Below are 15,021 nucleotides of genomic sequence, written 5' to 3'. Positions count from 1 at the left end.
GATTTCGTATGAACCGTCGCACCCTGCTCGCCTCGTTCTCGCTGCTCGCGCTCGCCGCCTGTGGAGGCGCCAAGACGAATGACGGCAAGACGCTGACGATCGCCGCGACCGCGGTGCCGCACGCCGAGATCCTGGAATCGATCAAGCCGACCCTCGCGAAGGAAGGCGTCGACCTCCAGATCCGCGTCTTCAACGACTACGTCCAGCCCAATCTCCAAGTCGAGCAGAAGCAGATCGACGTCAGCTATTTCGAGACCAAGCCGTATCTCGACCAGTTCAACGCCTCGCGCGGTACGCATCTGGTGACCTATGCCGGCGTCCATGTCGAACCGCTCGGCGCCTATTCGCGCAAGTGGAAGTCGATCGCGCAGATCCCCAACGGCGCGACCGTCGCGATCCCCAACGAGCCGAGCAACGGCGGCCGCGCGCTGCTGTTGCTCCAGAAGGCCGGGCTGATCACGCTGCGGAACCCGACCAACCCGCTGTCGAGCCTCAACGACATCGCCACCAACCCGAAGAACTTGCAGTTCAAGGAACTGGAGGGCGCCACCCTGCCCCGCACGCTCGGTGAGGTCGATCTCGCGCTGATCAACACCAACTACGCGCTCGACGCCAAGCTCAACCCGGTCCGTGACGCGCTCGCGATCGAAGACAAGAACAGCCCCTATGTCAATTTCGTCGTCGGCCTGCCCGGTGGCGAGAACGATCCGCGGATCGTGAAACTGATCGCGGCGCTGCGCAGTCCGGCAACCAAGACCTTCATCGAGCAGCATTATCGGGGTGCGGTGCTCCCAGCGTTCTGATACCGGCGCGGCCTCGTTAGCGTAATCCAGAGGCTCCATGACGGTCGTCGCCGCGTATCTCTATCGCCATGGCAAGCGCGTCCGCGCGGTCTCGATCGACGAGAAAGTCGATTGCCCCGCGGATCGCTCGGAGTTCGTCTGGATCGGGATATGCGACCCGACCGACGACGAGATGCGGACGCTCAAGGAGCAGTACAACCTCCACCCGCTGGCGGTGGAAGACGCGATCAAGGCGGATCAGCTGCCCAAGGTCGACGTCTACGGCGACCAGCTGTTCGTCGTCGCGCGCACCGCGCAACTCGAGGCGGACAGGATCGCGTATGGCGAAACCGCGATCTTCGTCGGCCACAGTCACATCATCAGCGTCCGCCACGGCTCGGCACGATCGCACAAGGCGTTACGGGAACAGCTCGAAGCCGCGCCCACGCTGCTGATCAACGGCGTCGACTACGTCCTCCACGCGATCCTCGATTACGTCGTCGACGGCTACCTGCCGATCATGGAGAGCATCGAGGACGAGGTGCTGGCGATGGAACAGCGCACCATCGACGCGTTCCTCGGCCGCGACGAAATTGTCCGTATTTTCGGTCTAAGGCGCGAAATGATCCGCTTCCAGCGCATCCTCGGACCGATGGGCGAGGTCGCGGGCAAGATCGTTCGGCTCGACCTTCCCTGCATCGACACCGAGGCGAAACCGTATTTCAGCGACGTGCTCGATCATGTGCGGCGGGTGCAGACGATGGTCGAGGGCCTGCGCGAGGTGCTGACCTCGGTGTTCGAATTCAGCAATTTGCTGGAGCAGCAACGCACCGGCGCGATCACCCGCCAGCTTGCGGCGTGGGCCGCAATCCTCGCGGTGCCGACCGCGATCGCCGGGATCTATGGGATGAACTTCGAGAACATGCCCGAGTTGAAGTGGGAATACGGGTATTTCGTCGTGCTGGGCGTGATCGCGGTGGTGTGTTCGGCGCTGTATCTGAAGTTCAAGCAGGCGAAGTGGTTGTAGGCACGCGGATCGACCTGATCGTCATTTCACCCAAGCGGTCAAACCTTGCTTCCCCCCGGCGAAGGCCGGGGCCCAATTGGGGGCCGCCAATGACGGGCGTTACGCTCCGTTACTGCGACCTTTCCAATTGGACCCCGGCCTCCGCCGGGGGGGTAGGTGCTGGAATGGAAGACTTTTAGCTCAAACCTTGACGAGCATCTTCCCCGTATTGCCACCCGAGAACAGCCCCAGGAACGCATCCGGCATTGCGTCCAGCCCCTCGTGCACGGTTTCCTGCCGCTTCAGCGTCCCCGCCGCCAGCATCCCGCCCATGTCCTTGTAGAACGCCTCGGCGCGATTCATGTAGTCGCTGACGATGAACCCGCGGATCTGCACCCGGTTACCGATCAGCCGCGCGAGGTACTTAAGCTGCGTCGCCGCGCCGCTGTTATAGACGTCGATCATCCCGCACACCGCGAACCGTGCATGCATGTTCGCATGGGCCAGCGCCGCGTCGAGATGCTCGCCGCCGACGTTGTCGAAATACACGTCGATGCCCTTCGGAGCGGCCTGACCCAGCGCCTTCACCACCGGCACGTCGCCCTTGTAGTCGATCACCGCGTCCGCCCCGAGCGACTTCACCCACGCGCATTTCTCCGCGCCGCCGGCCGAGCCGATCACCGTCATGCCCTTGGCCTTGGCGACCTGCACCACGGTCGAACCGACCGCACCCGCCGCCGCCGACACGAACACCGTATCGCCAGCCTTCGCCTCGGCAACCTGGAGCAGCCCGAAATACCCCGTCATCCCCGGCATGCCGAGCTGTCCCAGGAACGCCTGGGGCGGCACGTCGAGCGCGGGCAGCTTCTGCACCTGCGCGGCGGGCACGACCGCCTCGTCGCGCCAGCCCGCCATGTGCAGCACCATGTCGCCGACCTTGATGCCATCGTCGTTGCTCTCGACCACTTCGCCGACCGCGCCGCCCTGCATCGCCTCGCCCAGCGCGAACGGCGGGACGTAGCTCTTCACGTCGTTCATCCGCCCGCGCATGTACGGATCGACCGACAGCCAGCGGTTCGCAACCCGGACCTCGCCGGCGCCGAGCGTGGACTGGTCGAGATCGATCATGGCGAAGTCGGTATGCTTCGGCATGCCTTGCGGACGTGCCTTCAGGCTCCATGCACGGGCCATAAACTTGCTCCTGTCTAGAATATTCGTGTTGCGGGTATGGCGAAACACGCGTCCAGCGCAACCCGCAAAAAAGCCCGGACGTTTCCGCCCGGGCTCGTTGCCGGCCGGCATCAGGCGACGCCGGCCAATGCTTTCAGACGGTTAGTACGTGGTCGAACCCGACTTGCCGAGCGTGTCCGACGTCGTGCCAGTGGCCGATGCCGTGCCGGTCGTGGACGTGCTGCCGGTCTGGGTGCTCGAAGCATACCCGGTGGTACCGGCATCCTTCCTGTCGCCGCCGGTACGGTCGCCGTACTCGAACATCGCCGAGTTGCGCTCTTCTTCCTTCCACGCCGCCTTGGCTTCGTCCGCCGACTTCGACAGCGTCACCTTGCCGTCGACGGTCTTGATCCAGCGCGACGGGATCGAGTGATGCACGCCGCCCGCATCGCGGTCGTTCTTGGTCAGCAGGATGCGGTCGCCCTTCACCTTGTCGACCGTGCCGACATGGCTGCCGTCGGAGCCGACGACTTCCATATGCTCGGCGACCTGCGACAGCGAACTGCGCTGGCCCTGGCGCTCGGTGCGCCATGACGAGAACTCGTTCTCGAACTTCGAGCGGTTTTCGTTGCGATACTCGTCATAATCACGGTCGAGCGCGGCGATCTGCGTGCTGCGCCAGCTGTGATAGTGATCGTCGTGCGGGTTCGACGCGCGGTTGCCGAACGCGCGGTTGTCCGAATTGCCATAGGACCGCTCGTCATAGCGCGCATCGGCTTCGCGGCGACGTTCGGCCTCGTCGTCGCCGAACCACGAGCGCACTTCGTCGCCTGCGCGGGCGATGAAGCCGCGATCGTCATAGTCGTAGCCCTGCGGCTGGCGGCCGTAGCCACGATCGTTTCCACGTGGTGCGTTACGATTGTCGTCGTCCGCGTGGCGGTTGCGCCCTACGTCCTCGAAGCGGCGACCGTCCGATGCATAGCTGCCGTGATATTCGGTATCGGCCGAACCCTGGCTGCGCTGGTTCTGCTGGCCATAGCGCTGGCCCGAATCCTGGCGGCCATAGCCCTGTTGGCCGTAGCCCTGGCCTGAACCTTGGCCGTATCGCGATTGGCCGTAGCGATCGCCGCCCGATGGCTGCTGGCGATCATTGTGGCCGCCATAATAGTCACGGCTGCCCTGATCACGGTTCTGCTCGCGACCATATTGGTCGCGGCTCCCCTGGTCGTCGCGCCCGCGGGTGTCGCGATCGAACTCGCCGGCTGCTGCGTAATCGCGCGCGCTGGATCGACCGTAATCGCCGCCGTCGGAACGGAAATCGCGGCCGTAATCCTGCGAGTTCGGCCGACCGTAATAATCGCCCGATTGACGATCCCGGGTATTGCGTTCGTAGACCATAGGAACCTCCTAATTGCTGTCCTGCGGCTGCCGGTCTCATCGATCGCTCTAGTCGATTGCGAGGCCGTACATTCCGAAGACTACAAACGCCAAGCCGGTCGATTGTTCCTGTGTTTGCCGTAGCTTGACGGCGACACGACGCAACGCTGCGACGACGGGCCGGACGGATATCGAACCCGCGCTGCGCTGAAAGTAGGACGGCCCGAGAGCCGCGGAAAAGCCCGCCAGCCAAGCCGGTTGCATCGCCCAAACCGACCCGCTAAGGCGCGATCATGGCCTATGGCCAACCGCGCGGGGCCGTAGCTCAGATGGGAGAGCGCTGCAATCGCACTGCAGAGGTCCGGGGTTCGATTCCCCGTGGCTCCACCACGCGGCAATGGCTGAAATTAGCCATTTCCTGACCTCTTATCGGCACGAGCCGCTGCTAGACTCACTACGCTGGGACCGCAGTGGGACCGCAGATGCACCGTCGTGAAACGACGCATCTCCTGCCAATAGTCCTCAACCGCGGCGATCAACTCGGCCAGATAGTCGGGACGCAAATGGCGATAATTCCGCTTGTTCGTTCCTTCGCCGGCATGGCCTGATGCTGCGTCGATCTGTGCTTCCGCCACGCCGCGCCGATGCATCTCGGTGATGATCGTATGTCGCAGCGTGTTCGGCGTGCCCTTCCCCTTCTGCATCGAGCGGCCGGCGGTCTCGCCCAGCTTGCGCCTGGGCGGGTGCATCTTCGGGGAACCGTCGGCATTGACGAGAGGCTTGCATATCCCCGCTTCGATCAACGCGCCTTCGAACGCCTTGCCGACGTCGTAGCAGTCCCGCTCGAAATATTCGGGCTCTGCCGGGTCGGCCCACTTGGCTTCGGCGATCGGCGCGCGAAACTTGATGACCTTCCCCGTTACGCCGTCCAGCCACGGGGCAAGGCTCGGCGCGATCGGTACGATAGAGCGGCGCTTCGACGTCTGGTCGCGGTCTGGGTCGAGGAAGAATATCAACCCGCGGTCGAGCTGGTGATCGTGGAGATCGAGGATGGCCTCGCTGCGCCCGCAGGTGCTGAGAGCGATCATCGAATAGAGGAATGCATGCCGACGCTCTGGCCTGCTCCATAGAGCCTCCAGCAGCGCTGCAACTTCCTCCATCGTATAGATCAGGTCGCGGGGCTTCGCCTTGTCCTTCGCTGCCACCTCTTTCACGAACGGCGCGGCTTCGATTAGCTCCTCGCGCCAAGCGTGGTTGAGTGATCCGCGCAACGCTGCGAGATCGCGGCTAATAGTGTGGCCCCCAACTCCCTCGGTCTTACGAAACGTGATGAAGCGATCGACGAAGGCGTTGTTGACGTCGGCGACGGTCACGCCGTTGATGACGTGGCCGAGCTTGCGCTGACGATCGAAGAACCGCAACCAGTGCTGCACGGAAATCGCGTACCGAGCGGGGTCCTCCTTCGTCGAAACGTGATCACGGAGCCAGACTGCCATGAGTTCGGGCACCACCGCCGCGGCCTTGGTCTGCGGGGCCGCAGGCTTGCTGGCTTCTAGATAATGACGGGCAAGTGCTTCGCGCGCCGCTTCCGGCGGCCCATCGTCTGAGCCGCCTCCGATGCCAGTCTTTCGGCGGCGGCGTGTACGTGCGGCTGCATCGTACCAGCAGATCGACCAGTCGTCGCGCTCGGCTCGATATTCGAGCCAATAGGCTCCGATCTGGACGCGGCCAACGGCGGCATCGGTTGACGATCGTCCCATGAGGACACCAGTTCCTTCGTTCGTTCCGCGAGCATCATGCCGTACGCGGATGATTCGATCAAAGCTCGCGCAAGCTCAGGGGCGAGATGCGCCTTCGTCCCATTCCGGGCCGAGCGCTCAAGCTGGTCCGTGATATCGGTGAAGGGCATCCCGGTCATCTATGATACCGATCCTTGAAAGCCTCGAGCCCGCGATCGACCGCGGCGGGCAGCGGGTCGGTAGTGAAAGACCATGCGATCCACGCGACGACGATCACGCCCAGAAAGTCGTGCCAGTTGTCTGCGTCGCCGAGCGCGACAACCAAGATCGCCGCGACAAGCGTGCGAATGAACGTCACTGCAATGCGCCCTTCGGAACGAAGTCGTTTCGCAGTCCATCAGCAAAAATGGCAGCGCCCTTTTCAAAAGCACGCGCAGCGAAACGGCCGTCGTACTTCGTGCAAAGGATTGCGGCCGCCGCGTGGAGCAACGTGGCGACCGCACTGTCGTGATCGCTATTGAATGCCTTTACGAGAAGCTCTCCGAGGCGAGCTGCGTAAAGCGTTCGTGCGTCCCCGTCGTCGTTCGGCGCAAGCCCTATGGCCGTCCGCTCAGCGATAGTCAGGTCGATCCCCATAATCAGCACCTGATTGTCGAGGTTTTCGATGTGCTGCGCCAAGATATGCATGTGAACCGCCGGTAGCGTTACATCCGGTCCCATGTCAGTCGGACTGGCGCTCAGCGGGGCTGATGTGATTTCGGTAAGCGTCGGCATACGGGTTACGACGTCGGCTAGTAACGCTTTCGCGACGGCGGGGTGCTGAGGCTGGTTCATCACTGTTCCACCGTGGTGTGTTCAGCCGCAGCTGGCGCCAGCTTCACCCGTGCTACCTCCTGCAGGATGACGAACGTCGAGTCCGGCATGAGATCAAGCAAGCGGCCGGCCTCGATCTCGGCGGCAGCGAACGAGGTGTGACGGAAGCGCGGCGGGCGGACGCGATGCGCCTTGGCCTGTTCCATGCCGCCAGCGCCGCCTCCGCGCTTGAGGCTGTCGCCAGCCTTGCGGAACAAGAGGAAGTTGCCGCCGAAACGCTTGGTGTCGAGCGCGCGAGTAGGCAACGATCGGTCTGCCGGCGTCGGCAAGGCGATCGGGGGCGTTGTGGCGTCGGTCATCATGCTTTCCTTGTGAGTGGTACATCTGAGCGGCTGGTTTCAAAAAGTTCACGCCTGATCTCGGCGGCGATCTTCTGCGCGGTCGTGACGATCCGTTCGTCGAGCGCGTTGCCAGGATGCGGCTGGGCCTGAGCGACCAACTGTACGAATCTGCAGGCCTGTTCGGCGGCGGGCGTCACGCGGCGCTGCCCGGATCATCGCCTAGGAACAGCTTGCGCCATTCATCCCATAGGCGGGCGGTCTCGCCGGCCAGCCGTTGGCGAACCGCGCTATCGGCTGGCGTGTCCGTCGCGAGATCGATATGTCGATACATGTGTTGGAAGCGCAGGGCTGCGGCGTCGAAGGCTGCCCAGGCGAGATCGACCGGCGGCGTTGTAGCGGCAAGGCGGATCACGCTGCGGCACTCGCGCAATAGCCGGGCGAGCGGACCGGCGGGCGGATCGCCTCCCGCTGGCGTCGCTGCCCGTCGTTCATGAACCGTAGGTAGTTACTTGCGCTACCCTTTGACATTCCAAGGGCCGCATCGACCTCAGCGAATCGCGCGCCGTCGACGAGCATATCAATTGCAATTTCGCGTTGCTGAAGCAGACGCTTCGTTTCCTCGCGAGTATGCCCCGGAAGATGGTCCGTAGGCTTGTTCTTGCCTCGGAATCCACTGCAGCCGAAAGGGTGAAATCTATCTTTGCCGCAACCGCACTTCGGATGCGTGCCGTTGAGTTTCATGATTGCGAGGAACGGCGCTGTCACACGCCGGACGGTGAACAAGTGCAAGCCGGTGACGGCCGAAAGATCCCGGAGACTACTAATCGTCGGCAGTAATTCGATCATCATCGCCAACAGTTCTGGCGCGACACGTTTAGGTTTAGGTCCACTCATTATATTACTCGCAAAGCTGGGGTTGCGGGTTGATCGACGTCGTCGTCGGCCAGCATCATCGACGTCATGTCAGCAGCGCTGGTCGACGGCAGAGGGGTGAGGCCCTTTGACCCGCCCGCCTTGCCGACCGTCATCACTGCGCCGACCGTCACCTTCATGGGGCGGCGGGCTATTGCGGGACCGAGGCCTAAGAAGTCGCCGCGGTTGAGGTTGCGCACCTGCTCGCCATCGGCGCGCGACATGCCGAGGAGGTCGACCGCGCGCGCAATGTCGATGTCGAGGAAGGTTCGGCCAAGCAGGAAATTCGAAGCCTCGGCGGCAACGTTCTTGTGCAGTTTAGAGAGGCGCTGCGTTGCAATGACCCCGGCCAACCCGCGTTTACGACCCCGGCTCATGAGGTTCGCCATCGCCTGCTGGCCCTCCTTACGCGCCTCCTTCTCTTCGCCGTTGTCCCCATTGGGGGCGAACAGGTGCGCCTCGTCGACCGCGACGATCGCCGGATGCCAATGCTCGGGCGGAGCGTCGAACAGGCCGTTGAGGAACGCAGCGACCGCGCGCAGTTGGTCGTCGATGGGCATGCCTTCGAGGGTCAGCACGATCGAACCGCGCAACTCGCGCGCCTTCCGAGCGACGCTCGCCAGCTTCGCTGGCTTGAACTTGGCAGCGTCGACAACAGTATAGCCGAACGTCTCGCCGAAGGAGACGAAGTCCGCCTCCGGATCGACGATTATCTGCTGAACGACGCCGGTGCTTTCCTCGAGCAGTTTGCGAAGCAGGTGGCTCTTGCCGCTGCCGCTATTGCCCTGGATCAGCAGCCGCGTGGTCAGGAGCTCCTCAAGATCGATGAACACCTTCGCGTCCATGCATGTGCCGATCTCCAAGGCATTGTCGCCCTCGGGCCGCACCGGCGCGACGAACGCGATCTGGGCGTCACTAACGGAGATCGCTCGAGCGTCGGTGATGGGCGGCGCGAAGACGGCGGGCTCAGCTGTCCGCTTCTGTTGGACAGCTGGTTCACGCTTCAAGGGCTCGCTGTATTCGTCAGCCTCGCCCACCGGGCGATGCTCGATCAGCGCTTCCTCTTTGCGCCACCAGATGATGTTGTTGACTGACGTGGGGATGGCGTCGGCGATCTCGCGATCGGTTTGGCCTGCGTCGTGAAGAGCAGCGGCAAGTGCCTTCTGGACTTCACCGAAAAAGACGCCGCGATGATGCTGCATCATTCTTCCTCCGCCTCGGCGTAGGCGTCGGCGATCGCTTTAAGCATGACGTCGGCCCGCTCATTTCCGCTATCGACTTCGGCAGTAGCTTCTTTCCATCCGGGGATGCCGACACCCGCAAGAACAGACGTCATCAGATCATCGTCGACCGGCTTCTCGTCCCGCCCGCGCTGCTGAATGAAGGTCACGAGGCCTTCAAAGATCGCGCCACCGCCCACGAGCGTTGAACCTTCAAACGCGCGGCCCATCATGCCGAGCGCTTGGGCAACTACGGGCTTCCCTTGAGAGTGGAGAAGCCGCTGTATCGCGCCGACGAAGACGACTTCGCCGGGCTTCCAGTATTGCCATGCCGCGATGCGCGCGACAGCGAGACCGGCCCCGGTCACCACCTCGTTGACCGCAACAGCCTTCTTGTCCCCGGCAACGATCGCTGCATGGAAGTCGTCAAGCTTGCTCATCTGTCGGCGGCTGCGGTTCGCCGCGACGAACAGTTCAGCTTCTGCCTTTGGATCGTCGAAGTCGAACACGACGACTGGCAGGTGCGGAATGTCACCACGCAGGTCAGCGGCTTCCTTCCGATGTTGCCCGTCAATGACGTAGAGCTCGCCAGCGCGGCGGGAAACGAGAAGCGGGAGGCAAAGCCGCCAATCCCAATTCTCGGCGATCTTTGTGATGAGCTTGCGGCTGGCGCCGCCCTCAATCGACCGCTGATAGCTATCGTCGACGAGTAGATCGCTCACCGCAATGAACTGAGGGGCGGGAGGCGATCCGATCACAGGTTTCAAGCGCAATGGCCGGTCGTTGTGAGTGATGCGCGACGACTTCGGCTGAGCCTGCGCGATCTGCTGCTCACGCATCCGACCGAGCTTCTCGGATAAATCCACAACCGCCGGCGCTTCCTCTCCTGCCGCAGCGGCAAGCTTGTCCTGGACCATGCGCGGCGGGCAGGCGAACACCTGGTTGTTGAACTCGAAGACCGCAAAACCGCGTTCGACTGTGACCTTGCCGTCGGTGGCCTCGATTTCGAAGCTACCGTCGGCGGCGATTTCCAAGGTTGTCATGCGCTCGACGATCCAATCGGGCGCTTCCTTGCCAGCGGCGCAGATCCATATTTGGCGTGGAACGCCGCTCATGACCGGGTTCCCGTGGCGTTCGGGAAGAGAACGCTGACGATCTGGCGGAAGTTGGAGCGACGCGCAGCGAGTGCGGCCATGCTGGACGGGTGAGGCGCCAAGCGAGGGGCCGGTCCGGCGCGTTGGGCAAAGTTCGACTGTTCACGCAATGACGCGTGTTGTGCTTCGGCGGCCATGAGCCATCCTCCCTGCAATGATGGAACAGGTCGCTTGGCGGAGGTCGGAGCCTGATATCAGTGCTCGCGACGCGCTTTCCGGTCCTGCTTTATCAGACGGGACCGGAAGCGTCGTTCGAACGTGCGCACCAGATCGTCTGATGAGCACTCAATACATTAGGTATCGTCACTACGCAATACAAAATGTACCGCTACTTAGGTGCTTGGCCAATCCAAACGACTTGTCCCCAAATTTTAAGCTCTTTAAGCGCTATTCGAATGGAGGCCCCCGCCGCCCCAGTGCGCAGTAGTTCGACCGTTTCGTCGGAATGCCGGAAAATCTCGCTAACCCCTGCAAACCCGGCGTATGTGTAAAGCATTAGCGCGCCTTGACGGCCGATCCTTGGGCCAGTCTGATCGACGATCAAAACGGCACCAAGTTCGATCTCTCGCGCATCAACGCGGGTATCAACCCGAATGGCTTTGAAGGTGAGAGGTGTCGTACTGCGCCCTGGCGCAATCTGCTCAATGATGCTGACGTCTAGCGAAAAGGTTTCGTTGAACATTTCAGTTTTGCGGTGATCGCCTAACTCGGATAATGGCGTGCTATCCAGGACGACAATGCCAAATTCCTTGGCAACCTTTTCGTTAAATTCCCGAACCGACTCAGCTTCGGCGTCTGTGTACAACTGGCTCTGAATTTCACGAGCATGACTCCGCCAATCGCGGTCCGTCAAACCAAGTAGCCAACTGGCAGATACGCCGTACGCACGGGCATAATCTTCGGCTGTTTTCGTCGGGTAGTTCCGGGTGCCATTCTCATGGTGGCGGTATGCGCCCTCCGACCAGCGGTGCGCTCGGGCGGCATCAGCCGCACTGGAAAAGCCAGCGCGCTCTCGAGCGAGGCGCAACCTATCAGACGGTTTGTCGGCGTTTAACGATGTCATGCCAGTCCTAATCGTATCGTTCAGTACCGAATGTATTGCTAGGTCACGATACTTAAGGTATCGTTACTCGATGACGGCGATAGATACAATTTTTGCAGCTTGGCCTTCTGCAAAGGCGATGGCCGACGACATTCGATTGAGCGATGTGACCGTACGCCAATGGCGGAATCGATCGGGCGCCATTCCGCCGCGCTATTGGGAGCGAATACAGCGTGCAGCGTTATTGCGTGGTGTGACACTGCCGGTTGAGTTGTTCGTGCCGTCGGGCGTCGCGATTTCGCCAGTATCTAAGTCCGCGAGCTAGTTCTCGTGCGGACCCATGATAACATAGCGTTGCCTCGTAACGTCGAGGCTGAGGCGGCCCTTCTCGGCGCGATGATGATCGATAATCGAATCGCCGATGAAGTGGTCGGGCGGGTTGAGCCCGCTCATTTCTTCGAGCCGTTGCATGCGCGCATCTTCGCCGCGATCACCGGCATGCGCCGGCGGGACATGCTCGTGACGCCGGTGACGCTGCGCCCGATGTTCGAAGCTGATGAAGGAATCATCGCGCTCGGCGGGCCCTCATACCTGGGTGCGCTGACGGGGAGCGGCGCAGGCCTTATCGGCGCGCGGCAGTTCGCCCAGCAGATCTATGACCTCGCCTCGCTGCGGGCGCTGATCGAGGTTGGCCGCACGCTTGTCGAGCGAGCGATGGATACCTCCGAGGAAATCAACCCGCGCGCGCAGATAGAGGCGGCTGAAACGCTACTCGCATCCGTTGCGATCGGCGGCAGTGCGGCAGCGCCCAAGCCCGTAGGTTTCGCGCAGGCATGGGACGGCGCGATCCGTAAGGCAAAAGCTGTAGCCAACGGCACGGCGTCGCGCGGCGCGATGATCGCGCGATTCGTCGAATGGAACGAAATCACCGGTGGAATGTCGCCGGGGCAATTGATCCTGCTCGGCGGACGCCCGGGCATGGGAAAGACCGCCATCGCCTTGGCGGTTGCCGTTGGAGCCGCTGCCGCGGGATTAGGCGTGCTGTTCATTTCGCGCGAGATGCCGGTCGATCAGCTGATGTTCCGCATCATCGCCGACATGATGTTCGAGGCCGGATCGGCGGTTACGCTTGAGGACGTCATGTCAGGACGGCTGAACGAAGACGACCTCGTTCGTGCGGAGCGGATCCGCGCGCGTATCGATGACTGGCCGCTCGTATTCGAAGAGCCGCCGCGGTTGAACGCCGCGCAGGTCGCGCCACTGATCCGGAAGCACCAGCGCCAGTTGGAGAGCAAGGGGCACACGCTCGCGATCACGATCGTCGACTACCTTGGACTGCTTGAGCCGCCAGTGAAACGCCAGAACCGCGAGCAGGAGATGGGCGACACCAGCAAGGAGCTGAAGATGGCAGCGCGGGACACGGGGACCGCGGTGGTTGCGCTTGCCCAGCTGAACCGTGGCGTGGAATCGCGCGACGACAAGCGACCGATGCTTTCCGACCTGCGCGACAGCGGCAGCCTCGAGCAGGACGCTGACACCGTCGTGTTCGCCTACCGCGCCGAATATTACCTCAAACAGACCGAACCCGACGTTCACGACGTCCGCAAGCGCGACGCGTGGGAGGTCGAGATGGGCACTGAACGCGATCGCCTCGATGTCTATAGCGCGAAAGTTCGCCAAGGCGCGACGCAGCGCCGGAAGGTCTATTTCTTTGGCGCTCGCCAAGCCGTTCGCGGCGTCGATTACATGCGCGAGGGCGGCGGCGCGTCCGCGTGGCCGGTATGAGCGAGACGTTTCGTCTTCAACGCGGGTGGATGGACTCTTTCAGGCCACAGCCGTTCACGGAGCGGGAGGCCTTCCTATGGTCGGTTGAGCACGCCGCGCTTTATGGCGGCGAGGAGCGCCTCGGCATCCCGCACGCTGCCCTCGCGCGGGGCGAGCTCCTGACTGCAGTCCATAAGCTGGCAAGCGCCTTCGATTGGTCTCAGCCCAAGGTGCGCGGCTTTCTGCGACGCATGGAACGGTCGGGCGTCTGGCAAGTCCGATCGACCGGCGGTGGCATGCTTATCATCGCGGTCTGCGCGTTCGATCAGCACGCCCCAGAGCCGGGGCCTGCCAGATGAGCGGCTATGCTCGCGCGCATCGCGGCAGGTGGGAGCACCACCTGTTCAAAAACAAACAGGAAGCCGCAGTATGGGCTTGGATGACCGACACGGCGCGGTGGCGCGCGCATTCGTTCCAGACGCGGTTCGGCATAGTCCACCTGGAACGCGGGCAAGTCTTCGTGTCGCAGCGCATGCTCGCCGAGGAGTTTGGTATGGGCCGACAACAGGTCCGCCGGCTATTTTCCGACATGTTGAACGCGGGCATGATTTGCGAAAACTCAACCCATAGCGCGGCCCGTGCCGGGACAATCGTTACCATAGTAAATTACGAGCGTTATCAGGGCGATACCGCGGAAATTGTCGAGGGAAGGGCATCACCTCAACCCAAGAAGCAACCCAAGACCAACCCAAAGGCAACCCAAGACCAACCCACAAGAGAATACAGGGAAAAAGGGGAAGAAAGGGAAGAAGGCTTAAGTCCTTCGGACTCGTCGAGCAGCACGCTGCCCGACCTCCCGCCCAGCTTGCCCATGCGACTTCCTGCCGTCGTGCCCGCTGGCGATGCCGTGATCGATGCCTTTACCGGATATCAGGCCGTTCGGCGCGAGTTTCTCCCCGGCGCCAAGACGCTGACGCTCACCGACGTTCGGCGGACGAAGCTGGCGGCGCGGATCAGGGAGGTCGGTGGTAGCGAGGGATGGGCCAAGGTCCTCGCCAGTATCCGCGGGTCGCCCTTCCTGCGCGGCGAGACCGGTCCGAACTATCGGTTCGCGGAGATCGATTGGATCCTCGAGCCCAAGAACTTCCTGAAGATCAACGAAGGCAATTACGATGACCGATCTGGCGCTGACCGAGTCCGGCCACCTACTCGCTCCTCCCCCCTCGACGCCATGCGTGCCGCCCGCGCTGCTGTCGGCCTTGGCGGACCGTAGTTTCGTGTTCGATGGGTCGCCCGCCTGGACACCGAATCATGCGCGCCGCGTGCTTGCTCAGGCAGGCGACGAGGCCGAGGCAGTCCGCACGCTGGACACGCTCCGGCGCAGCGCACGACCAGTGCCGCGGGAATGGCTGGGGGACCGGCTGACGATCTTGTGGTCGTTATTCATGGCATCGCGCTCGCAGGCCGATCCCGAGTTGCTGACGCTCTGGCTATCCGAGCACTTACGGCTGTTGGCGGACCTTCCGCACGATATCGTCGCAATCGCCATCGATCGCGCCGTCCAATCAGCGCGGCATGGGTTCATCCCGTCGATCGGCGAGATGCGGGCTACCGCTGAACCGCTTGTTGCAGAACGAGCACGACTGATCGAGCGGCTGATGTTGGTAGTCGAGGGGGAGGTATGACGGATACCCACGTTGC

The 15,021-nt window shown here is 62.6% G+C and carries 18 protein-coding genes and 1 tRNA gene; 7 read left to right on the top strand and 12 right to left on the bottom strand.

The features are described from left to right. The first annotated feature begins 8 nt into the window (after positions 1 to 8). Positions 9 to 803: a MetQ/NlpA family ABC transporter substrate-binding protein gene (locus VH567_RS15755; RefSeq protein ID WP_423327194.1), complete on the top strand. Its 795-nt coding sequence runs from the start codon at positions 9 to 11 to the stop codon at positions 801 to 803. Positions 804 to 840: 37 nt separating this feature from the next. Continuing rightward, positions 841 to 1,809 carry a magnesium/cobalt transporter CorA gene (gene corA / locus VH567_RS15750; protein ID WP_423327193.1) on the top strand — a complete coding sequence of 323 codons (969 nt, stop codon included), beginning with the start codon at positions 841 to 843 and terminating at the stop codon, positions 1,807 to 1,809. 180 nt (positions 1,810 to 1,989) lie between these two features. Here corA and VH567_RS15745 read toward each other — a convergent pair whose 3' ends face one another. Next, a complete protein-coding gene (locus tag VH567_RS15745) occupies positions 1,990 to 2,979 on the bottom strand; it encodes an NADP-dependent oxidoreductase (protein WP_423327192.1) in 990 nt (329 codons plus the stop codon). A gap of 141 nt (positions 2,980 to 3,120) precedes the next feature. Beyond that, positions 3,121 to 4,356 (bottom strand): DUF2171 domain-containing protein, encoded by a 1,236-nt coding sequence (locus VH567_RS15740; protein WP_423327191.1) that lies wholly within the window; start codon positions 4,354 to 4,356, stop codon positions 3,121 to 3,123. 293 nt (positions 4,357 to 4,649) lie between these two features. Between VH567_RS15740 and VH567_RS15735 the strand changes: the two genes are divergently transcribed. Further along, positions 4,650 to 4,725: transfer RNA gene (locus VH567_RS15735), tRNA-Ala, on the top strand. Between the two features lie 17 nt (positions 4,726 to 4,742). Here the strand turns inward: VH567_RS15735 and VH567_RS15730 are convergent. The 10 genes from VH567_RS15730 to VH567_RS15685 all read right to left on the bottom strand — a co-directional run bounded on the left by VH567_RS15730 (position 4,743) and on the right by VH567_RS15685 (position 11,577). Continuing rightward, positions 4,743 to 6,095, bottom strand: a complete 1,353-nt coding sequence (locus VH567_RS15730; RefSeq protein ID WP_423327190.1) for a tyrosine-type recombinase/integrase — start codon at positions 6,093 to 6,095, stop codon at positions 4,743 to 4,745. Positions 6,096 to 6,249: 154 nt separating this feature from the next. Then, positions 6,250 to 6,432 (bottom strand): hypothetical protein, encoded by a 183-nt coding sequence (locus VH567_RS15725; RefSeq protein WP_423327189.1) that lies wholly within the window; start codon positions 6,430 to 6,432, stop codon positions 6,250 to 6,252. Then, complete coding sequence (locus tag VH567_RS15720; RefSeq protein ID WP_423327188.1) at positions 6,429 to 6,908, bottom strand: hypothetical protein; 480 nt, start codon at positions 6,906 to 6,908, stop codon at positions 6,429 to 6,431. The genes VH567_RS15725 and VH567_RS15720 overlap by 4 nt, the downstream gene beginning before the upstream one ends. Beyond that, entirely contained in the window at positions 6,908 to 7,246 is a 339-nt protein-coding gene (locus tag VH567_RS15715; protein ID WP_423327187.1) for a hypothetical protein, read from the bottom strand. The genes VH567_RS15720 and VH567_RS15715 overlap by 1 nt, the downstream gene beginning before the upstream one ends. Then, positions 7,246 to 7,425 carry a hypothetical protein gene (locus VH567_RS15710; protein ID WP_423327186.1) on the bottom strand — a complete coding sequence of 60 codons (180 nt, stop codon included), beginning with the start codon at positions 7,423 to 7,425 and terminating at the stop codon, positions 7,246 to 7,248. The genes VH567_RS15715 and VH567_RS15710 overlap by 1 nt, the downstream gene beginning before the upstream one ends. Then, the gene (locus VH567_RS15705) at positions 7,422 to 7,640 is read right to left on the bottom strand and encodes a hypothetical protein (protein ID WP_423327185.1); all 219 of its coding nucleotides are present in this window, start codon (positions 7,638 to 7,640) and stop codon (positions 7,422 to 7,424) included. The genes VH567_RS15710 and VH567_RS15705 overlap by 4 nt, the downstream gene beginning before the upstream one ends. Then, a complete protein-coding gene (locus VH567_RS15700; protein ID WP_423327184.1) occupies positions 7,637 to 8,077 on the bottom strand; it encodes a hypothetical protein in 441 nt (146 codons plus the stop codon). The genes VH567_RS15705 and VH567_RS15700 overlap by 4 nt, the downstream gene beginning before the upstream one ends. A 44-nt stretch (positions 8,078 to 8,121) precedes the next feature. Continuing rightward, positions 8,122 to 9,345 carry a helicase HerA domain-containing protein gene (locus tag VH567_RS15695; protein ID WP_423327183.1) on the bottom strand — a complete coding sequence of 408 codons (1,224 nt, stop codon included), beginning with the start codon at positions 9,343 to 9,345 and terminating at the stop codon, positions 8,122 to 8,124. Further along, positions 9,342 to 10,475: a DUF6551 family protein gene (locus tag VH567_RS15690; protein WP_423327182.1), complete on the bottom strand. Its 1,134-nt coding sequence runs from the start codon at positions 10,473 to 10,475 to the stop codon at positions 9,342 to 9,344. The genes VH567_RS15695 and VH567_RS15690 overlap by 4 nt, the downstream gene beginning before the upstream one ends. 367 nt (positions 10,476 to 10,842) lie before the next feature. Then, positions 10,843 to 11,577, bottom strand: coding sequence for a helix-turn-helix domain-containing protein (locus VH567_RS15685; protein ID WP_423327181.1), 735 nt, complete (start codon positions 11,575 to 11,577; stop codon positions 10,843 to 10,845). A gap of 70 nt (positions 11,578 to 11,647) precedes the next feature. Between VH567_RS15685 and VH567_RS15680 the strand changes: the two genes are divergently transcribed. From VH567_RS15680 to VH567_RS15665, 4 genes are all read left to right on the top strand, one after another. Beyond that, the gene (locus VH567_RS15680; protein ID WP_423327180.1) at positions 11,648 to 11,881 is read left to right on the top strand and encodes a hypothetical protein; all 234 of its coding nucleotides are present in this window, start codon (positions 11,648 to 11,650) and stop codon (positions 11,879 to 11,881) included. A gap of 5 nt (positions 11,882 to 11,886) precedes the next feature. Next, a complete protein-coding gene (locus VH567_RS15675; protein WP_423327179.1) occupies positions 11,887 to 13,341 on the top strand; it encodes a DnaB-like helicase C-terminal domain-containing protein in 1,455 nt (484 codons plus the stop codon). Between the two features lie 334 nt (positions 13,342 to 13,675). Continuing rightward, positions 13,676 to 14,593: a hypothetical protein gene (locus VH567_RS15670; protein ID WP_423327178.1), complete on the top strand. Its 918-nt coding sequence runs from the start codon at positions 13,676 to 13,678 to the stop codon at positions 14,591 to 14,593. Continuing rightward, entirely contained in the window at positions 14,493 to 15,005 is a 513-nt protein-coding gene (locus VH567_RS15665) for a hypothetical protein (RefSeq protein WP_423327177.1), read from the top strand. Before VH567_RS15670 ends, VH567_RS15665 begins: the two co-directional genes overlap by 101 nt. The last annotated feature ends 16 nt before the right edge of the window (positions 15,006 to 15,021 follow it).

This window comes from Sphingomonas sp. 4RDLI-65, from assembly GCF_049472435.1.
Classification (GTDB): domain Bacteria; phylum Pseudomonadota; class Alphaproteobacteria; order Sphingomonadales; family Sphingomonadaceae; genus Sphingomonas.
Note: the sequence above shows the minus strand (reverse complement) of the source record. Positions and strands in the feature narration are given on the sequence as shown.

Bases quoted from the DNA above. Each gene is read 5' to 3' on its own strand.
- VH567_RS15755 (WP_423327194.1), top strand. From the start codon at position 9: ATGAACCGTCGCACCCTGCTCGCCTCGTTCTCGCTGCTCGCGCTCGCC.
- corA (WP_423327193.1), top strand. From the start codon at position 841: ATGACGGTCGTCGCCGCGTATCTCTATCGCCATGGCAAGCGCGTCCGC.
- VH567_RS15745 (WP_423327192.1), bottom strand. From the start codon at position 2,979: ATGGCCCGTGCATGGAGCCTGAAGGCACGTCCGCAAGGCATGCCGAAG.
- VH567_RS15740 (WP_423327191.1), bottom strand. From the start codon at position 4,356: ATGGTCTACGAACGCAATACCCGGGATCGTCAATCGGGCGATTATTAC.
- VH567_RS15730 (WP_423327190.1), bottom strand. From the start codon at position 6,095: ATGGGACGATCGTCAACCGATGCCGCCGTTGGCCGCGTCCAGATCGGA.
- VH567_RS15720 (WP_423327188.1), bottom strand. From the start codon at position 6,908: ATGAACCAGCCTCAGCACCCCGCCGTCGCGAAAGCGTTACTAGCCGAC.
- VH567_RS15715 (WP_423327187.1), bottom strand. From the start codon at position 7,246: ATGACCGACGCCACAACGCCCCCGATCGCCTTGCCGACGCCGGCAGAC.
- VH567_RS15700 (WP_423327184.1), bottom strand. From the start codon at position 8,077: ATGATGATCGAATTACTGCCGACGATTAGTAGTCTCCGGGATCTTTCG.
- VH567_RS15695 (WP_423327183.1), bottom strand. From the start codon at position 9,345: ATGATGCAGCATCATCGCGGCGTCTTTTTCGGTGAAGTCCAGAAGGCA.
- VH567_RS15690 (WP_423327182.1), bottom strand. From the start codon at position 10,475: ATGAGCGGCGTTCCACGCCAAATATGGATCTGCGCCGCTGGCAAGGAA.
- VH567_RS15685 (WP_423327181.1), bottom strand. From the start codon at position 11,577: ATGACATCGTTAAACGCCGACAAACCGTCTGATAGGTTGCGCCTCGCT.
- VH567_RS15680 (WP_423327180.1), top strand. From the start codon at position 11,648: ATGACGGCGATAGATACAATTTTTGCAGCTTGGCCTTCTGCAAAGGCG.
- VH567_RS15670 (WP_423327178.1), top strand. From the start codon at position 13,676: ATGAGCGGCTATGCTCGCGCGCATCGCGGCAGGTGGGAGCACCACCTG.
- VH567_RS15665 (WP_423327177.1), top strand. From the start codon at position 14,493: ATGACCGATCTGGCGCTGACCGAGTCCGGCCACCTACTCGCTCCTCCC.